The sequence below is a fragment of the Gammaproteobacteria bacterium genome, from assembly GCA_013003425.1.
Lineage (GTDB): Bacteria > Pseudomonadota > Gammaproteobacteria > Steroidobacterales > JABDKV01 > JABDJB01.
In genome coordinates, this window is the sequence record JABDJB010000115.1 from 1 (window position 1) to 6,090 (window position 6,090).

Genomic DNA, 6,090 nt, shown 5'->3' on the forward strand with positions numbered 1-6,090 from the left:
CGGTCAGGAACAGCCCGATAATCTGCCGTCGCGGGGCGCCGATCGCCTTGAGCAGGCCGATCTCAGCGGTGCGCTGGCTGACCGCCACCAGCATGACGTTCATGATCAATACGCCGGCAACGGCCAGTGAAATACTGGCGATACCCGCCAGCGTCATGGTCAGGGCGCCGAAAATCCGGTCGAAGGTTGCCAGGACCGCATCCTGGGTAATAACCGTGATGTCTTCCTCGCCCTGGTGTCTTTCTGCAATTGTCGACTTGATGAAGCGTGATGCTGCCTGCATGGAATCACGACTGCTTGCCTCGACCAGGATGCGGAACAGTGACGGTGCGTCGAACAGTGACATGGCCGAAGCGACAGGCAGGATGACCATTTCCTGCACATCAATGCCAATCGAGCGGCCCTCCGAGCCAAGTACACCGATCACCCGAAAGCGCCGGTCGCCCACCCGCAGCCACTGGCCGAGCGCATTCGTGTTGCCGAAAATCTCACTGCGAATTTTGTCGCCGATTACGCACACCGATTGTGGCCGGTCCCAATCGGCGTCAGGCAGGAAAAAACCCTGGCCCATTTCCCAGTGTCGTACCGCCAGCAACTCGGCTGTTCCACCGAACACCGGCACCTCACGTTCCAGACCGCCCCAGGATATCGACGCTGAACCGACCACCACCGGGGCAACGCGGCTGACTGCGTAACTTCGGCCGACTGCACGGGCGTCGTCGAGCGTCAGGTCACGTGGCGTCTGGCCGACAAAAATTGCCGGTGCACCACCGGTGGTTTCAGAGCGACCGGGGATGACGATGAGCAGGTTGGTGCCAAGCGAGGCGAACTCGCCGGTGACATAGCGCCGCGCTCCTTCGCCGAGCGAGGTGAGCACGACTACCGCAGCGACACCGATGGCCATTGCGAGCAGCATCAGTGCGGTGCGTCCGCGGGTACGCCACAAAGCCAGCATGGACTGCTGCAAAAGGTCCGAAGTTCTCATGCCGGCGTCTGCTGCGAGCTGATGTCCTCGACGATGCGGCCGTCGACCATGTGCAGCCGGCGCCTGGCGCGCCTGCCGAGGTCCTGATCGTGCGTGACTATGATCAGGGTGATGCCCTCGTGGTTCAGCTGTTCCAGGACTTCAACGACTTCCTCGCCCGAGCGGGTATCGAGATTGCCCGTTGGCTCGTCGGCCAGAAGCACGTTCGGGCCCATCACGGTGGCGCGCGCAATTGCCACGCGCTGGCGCTGGCCGCCGGAAAGCTGGTCGGGCCGATGTCCGGCACGGTCGGTCAGGTCCATCGAGGCCAGCGCGCGCTCGACGCGTTCGCGGCGTTGCGATGGGACGATTCCGGCCAGGACCATCGGCAGCTCGACGTTTTCCGCAGCAGTCAATCGCGAAACGAGGTGAAAGGCCTGGAACACGAAGCCGATCTTTTCACCACGCGTGTGCGCCTGCTCGGCATCGTCCATCTCGGTGGTGTTGCGGCCATCAAGCAGGTAGCTGCCGGCCGTTGGCCGGTCGAGCAGGCCGATCAGGTTCAATAGCGTCGACTTGCCGGAGCCGGACGGCCCCATGATTGACAGGTATTCACCGGCTTCTATCGCCAGGTTTACCTGGTCCAGCGCGTGCACGTGTTCGTCACCGACCTCGAAGATGCGGTCGACGGCCTGCAGCTCGATCAGTGGCACCGGTTACTCCGGCGCGACCAGCGCGCCAGCCTCGACGCCTTCGCGATCGACTGACAGCACGATACGATCACCGGCCGCCAGGCCACTGGTTATTTCGGTGTGCTCCCAGTTACTGAGCCCGGTGCTGACCTGGCGTTCTTCCAGTGTTTCATCGGCTTCGATAAACAACAGCACCTTGTTCTTGTTAATGATAGCTTGAGTTGGAACGCGCAGGACGTCATCACGGGACTCGATCAGCACTTCCACGTCGGCACTGTAACCGGGCAGCAGGTTGTTACCGGGCGTGTCGATAACGGCCTCGATTTCAACCGTGCGTGCCTGCTTTTCCAGGTCAAGCACATAGGGCGCGACACGCCGCACGGTGCCGGGAAAGTCACGATCAGGAAAGGCATCCAGCGTGATGCGTGCCTGCATGCCGGCACGTATCGCCGGCGCGTCGACCTCGTCGATCGGTGCTGCGATGTACAGGCAGGAGTTATCGATCAGGTCAATGGCCGGCGGAGTAGGGATGCCAACCGGGGAGGGCGTAACAAATTCGCCGACTTCCCCATTGACCTCGGCAACGGTGCCGGTAAAGGGTGCCCGCAGGATGGTGCGTTCCAGCGCCGCGTTTGCACGGTCGACGCGCGCGTCGCTCACCGTGGTTTGCGCGCGTGCCGCCTTGCACGCTGCGCGCGTTGCCCGTGCCGCACCATCGGCACTGTCGGCAGCTTCGACTGAAGTGAGTCCCTGCTGGCGCAAACGAGCAATGCGGGTGGATTCGCGTCGTGCCACATCGGCGCGGACGCATGCTTCCTCCGCGCGCGCCGCCGTTGCGGCTGCATCGCGCTGCGCCAGCAGCAGATCGGCTTTCAGGTCGTCGTTCCACAGCTCCAGCAGTGGCTCACCGGCTTCCACGGTATTGCCTTCGTGGACGTGCAATATGGCAATCTGGCCTCCCAGTGCCGGCGCCAGCCGCGCCCGGTTACATGCCTTGACGGTGCCGGCACGGGTGTTCGCCACGACCGAGCGCACCTGGGCAGTCTCGACGGTGGCCAGCGTCACCGGTACCGGCTGAGGCCGCGTGAAGTACAGGTACAACAAGGCTGCAACCACGAGAATTGCCAGCAACCAGAGTGAGCGGCGGACTGTTTTACCCATCAGCGCAGTTTACCGGGCCGGCCGGTCGCGCGACATATGTAGTTGCCGTGAGCGTCGAATCGCCTGTCCGGCGAGTCTCAGCCGGTCACGTCCGGGTGCGGGCGGTAGCTCAGGCCATGGTTTTCGGGCTGCGTCGGTGTCCCCATCAATGCGGCCAGTTCGAGCGTGGCCGGGTGATCTGACACGACCAGGCGCGACTGGCCGATCAATGCCGCCCGCATCGCCATGCTGCCGGCCGGGATTGCATAGGCGCGGCCACGCAGGCTGCTGATCAATTCCAGTTCGCCGCCCGCCGGTAACAGCATCACCGGAAGCAATGCATCGGATACCGGATTGCGGCAGATATCAGTGACCACAGAGCTGTCGCTGCGCGCCGGTGCGACAATGATTGCGCGACGCGAAGACGAAAAACCGATTTCACGCAGCTGTGTGGTTGCGGCTGCAATGGTTTTGCTGGTCAGGGAGAGCGGTGCGCGCCTGGCGGGCCGGGTGATGCCAAACCGTGAGAACATCGCTGCGAACAGCGCGTCCACCCCGAATGGCGTGTCGGGCAGACCAACGCCGATCCTCGTCCTGGTTGCGGCGCCCGCGGTGACCGCCAGCAGCATCGTCGCCAGCAGGGTGTTATCCAGACCCACAACCTGGTCGAAGCGGCGCCGGTGCAGCCGGCCGTGCAATCGTAAATAGTCCAGCGGGTTGTGCCTGAGGGCGAAAAAAGTGGCCGGGTCAGCCTGGAAATCGAGGATTTCGGCACATGATTCGTGCGCGACGACCGCGCACGTGCCATGCTGCAACAGTGCTTCGATCCAGCCGCGGCTCAGGCTGCACTCGAACTCCTGCCCGGCCTGGATGACAAGCGCATTCAACGGCCGGTCCGCTCTGGTCGGGTCCGGACGGGGCATTAGCTTATGTTCAATAGCACGGGTCAGGTCAATCTCCGCTGCGGCCTCGTGTTTGACGACGCCTCAGGCCGAAATCAACCGCATGCAGCGAATGATTTTGGCGCCGGCGGCCGTCAAACTGGTGCAATCCACCAAAGTGATGCCCGTGTCTCTCACCCATAACGACAAATTGCTGACCGACAGAATGCTGCAGGGCGAGCAGCGTGCATTCGACGAGTTTTTCGACAGCAATTTTCCGCGTCTTTACCGCTTTACGCTGAGCCGGATCGGCGACGACGAGGATGCGGTAAAGGAGATTGTGCAAAAAACACTGTGCCGCGCGGTTGCCCGCGTGGGTACCTATCGTGGTGAGGCGGCGTTATTTACCTGGCTGTGCCGTCTGTGCCGCAATGAAATCAGTGATCACTACAAACGCCTGGGGCGCACCGCCGCACGTGAAGTGCCGTTCGAGGACATTGAAGTTCGGGCGGCGCTCGAGTCACTGGACCACAGTGGTGAAGATCCGACTCGTGCGGCGGAACGTGACCAGCTTGGTGAGCTGATCCGTACAATCCTTGATTACCTGCCGGCGCGCCAGGGTAATGCACTTGAGTGGAAATATGTGCAGGGCCTGACCGTCGAAGAAATAGCAAACCGGATGGGCGTAAGCCACGCTGCGGCACAGTCCTTGCTGGCTCGCGCCCGCCAGTCATTCCGCGAGGGCTTTCGGGCCATCGCGCACACAGACCTCGAACTTTTACTACGCTGAATTACAGGCACGCCGATGAACCAGTCACAATCGGACAAACGCACAAACGATGCCACGCTGTCACGGCTGTTGCGGCTGGCCGGCCCGCGGGCAGAACCGGCTGCAGCTGTACGAGATGAAATCTATGCGGCCGTGCACGCCGAATGGCAGAAGCAGGCCCGCACAAGCACGCGGGTGATTGTTCCGCTCGCGCTGGCTGCATCACTGCTGGCGGCATTGGTCACCGCATTCTGGTGGCTGGGTAGTGCCGGGCCACAGCCGGACAGGTTTGCGGGACCGGCGGCCACGCTCGACCGGGGCAGCGTGGAGAGCAACATGAACGGCGTCTGGCAGCCGCTGTCGCAGTCGGCAACGCTGTATGGCAACCAGGACCTGCGAACTTCGAGCGAGCCAGCGGGACTGGTAACTACGACCGGCATCTCCGTGAGAATGGACCGCAGTACCCGGCTGCGTTTCGCCGGAGTACACGGCATCACCCTGGAGCAGGGGCGAATCTACGTCGATACGGCCTCACAGCTGCATGGAGATGCGGCAGTCGAAATCACTACCGCCGATGGTGTGATCAGGGATATCGGCACACAGTTTGAAGTGGCGATGCTGGATGGGCGCACCAGCGTGCGCGTGCGTGACGGCGAGGTGATCTTTAATACAGAGGCAGAGGAGTTGTCGGCGCGGCGCGGTGAGTCACTGACTGCAGTCGGCGCCGGCGCAATTGCCCGCAGTGAATCTGTTACGACCGGCGCCAGCTGGGACTGGACACTGGCAGTCGCGCCACAGTTTGATACGGACGGCAGGCGGGTTAACGAACTTATCGAGTGGGCAGCGCGTGAAACGGGGCGCGAACTGCGCTACGCGGATGCACTGGTACGAAATGCCGCGGCTGCGGCCTCTATCAGTGGTTCCGTGGCCGGCTCGGGACCGCTGGAAACACTCGAGCTGGCTCTGGCCACGACCCGGCTCAGTTACCGGCTTGACGATACAGTGCTGACAATAGACAAGCGCTGAGGAGGGCGGCAGGGCGCAGCAGGTCAGAGTGAAAAGAAGTACCGAGCTACTGGCAATGTTGTTGTGCATGGGCATTTCGCTCGCGCATGCGGCGGACCCTGCGCGCTACTCGGGTCGCGCACTGATAGCCGTCATCGAGACGTTTCGCGCAGAAGGCCTGGCGGTGGTTTACAGCACCGACCTGGTACAGCTGGATATGCGTGTCGTTACCGAACCGGTTGCCAGCGAACCGCCGGACGCGGTTCTGGATGAAATCCTGCGCGGCTTCGGTCTCGGCCTGGCACGTCGCGGCGATAACTGGCTGGTGATAGAAACCGCGCGTGCCAACGAGGCGGTTGCGCCGGTAACAGCGGGCACAGCGCAGCTTGCCCGACCGAAGCTGGAAAACGTTGTTGTACAGGCCAGCCGCTATTCGGTGGCCGAGGGCAGCCCCGCGGCGGTGAGCGCGCTCGACCACAGCGATATCGACCAGCTCGTCGGTACCGGGCGTGAGCCACTACGCGTTATTGGGCGTCTGCCGGGAGCTGCGACCAGCGGACTGTCGAGCAAACAGAACATCCGCGGTGGCGAAGAAGATGAAGTGCTGGTGGTGTTCGATGGCGTGCCGCTGTTCGAGCC

Annotated in this window: 7 protein-coding genes; 3 read left to right on the forward strand and 4 right to left on the reverse strand. The window is 62.7% G+C overall.

Annotated features, from left to right (window positions below; all coding sequences use genetic code 11):
• From HKN06_14935 to HKN06_14950, 4 genes are all read right to left on the reverse strand, one after another.
• A partial coding sequence (locus HKN06_14935) for an ABC transporter permease (protein ID NNF62604.1) occupies positions 1-985 on the reverse strand: 985 nt, incomplete at its 3' end.
• Positions 982-1,671: an ABC transporter ATP-binding protein gene (locus tag HKN06_14940; protein ID NNF62605.1), complete on the reverse strand. Its 690-nt coding sequence runs from the start codon at positions 1,669-1,671 to the stop codon at positions 982-984. The genes HKN06_14935 and HKN06_14940, both read right to left, overlap by 4 nt.
• A gap of 9 nt (positions 1,672-1,680) precedes the next feature.
• A complete protein-coding gene (locus HKN06_14945) occupies positions 1,681-2,817 on the reverse strand; it encodes an efflux RND transporter periplasmic adaptor subunit (protein NNF62606.1) in 1,137 nt (378 codons plus the stop codon).
• A 77-nt stretch (positions 2,818-2,894) separates the two neighbouring features.
• Entirely contained in the window at positions 2,895-3,683 is a 789-nt protein-coding gene (locus tag HKN06_14950; protein NNF62607.1) for a hypothetical protein, read from the reverse strand.
• Positions 3,684-3,801: 118 nt separating this feature from the next.
• On the opposite strand from HKN06_14950, the gene HKN06_14955 reads away from it, so the two are divergent.
• The 3 genes from HKN06_14955 to HKN06_14965 form a co-directional block, all read left to right on the forward strand.
• The gene (locus tag HKN06_14955; protein ID NNF62608.1) at positions 3,802-4,467 is read left to right on the forward strand and encodes a sigma-70 family RNA polymerase sigma factor; all 666 of its coding nucleotides are present in this window, start codon (positions 3,802-3,804) and stop codon (positions 4,465-4,467) included.
• A gap of 15 nt (positions 4,468-4,482) precedes the next feature.
• Positions 4,483-5,472, forward strand: coding sequence for a FecR domain-containing protein (locus HKN06_14960; GenBank protein NNF62609.1), 990 nt, complete (start codon positions 4,483-4,485; stop codon positions 5,470-5,472).
• 28 nt (positions 5,473-5,500) lie between these two features.
• The coding region (locus HKN06_14965) for a hypothetical protein (GenBank protein NNF62610.1) at positions 5,501-6,090 on the forward strand (590 nt) is incomplete at its 3' end.

Coding starts and splice junctions, on each gene's coding strand:
- HKN06_14945 (NNF62606.1), bottom strand. CDS start 2,817: ATGGGTAAAACAGTCCGCCGCTCACTCTGGTTGCTGGCAATTCTCGTG.
- HKN06_14955 (NNF62608.1), top strand. CDS start 3,802: ATGCAGCGAATGATTTTGGCGCCGGCGGCCGTCAAACTGGTGCAATCC.
- HKN06_14960 (NNF62609.1), top strand. CDS start 4,483: ATGAACCAGTCACAATCGGACAAACGCACAAACGATGCCACGCTGTCA.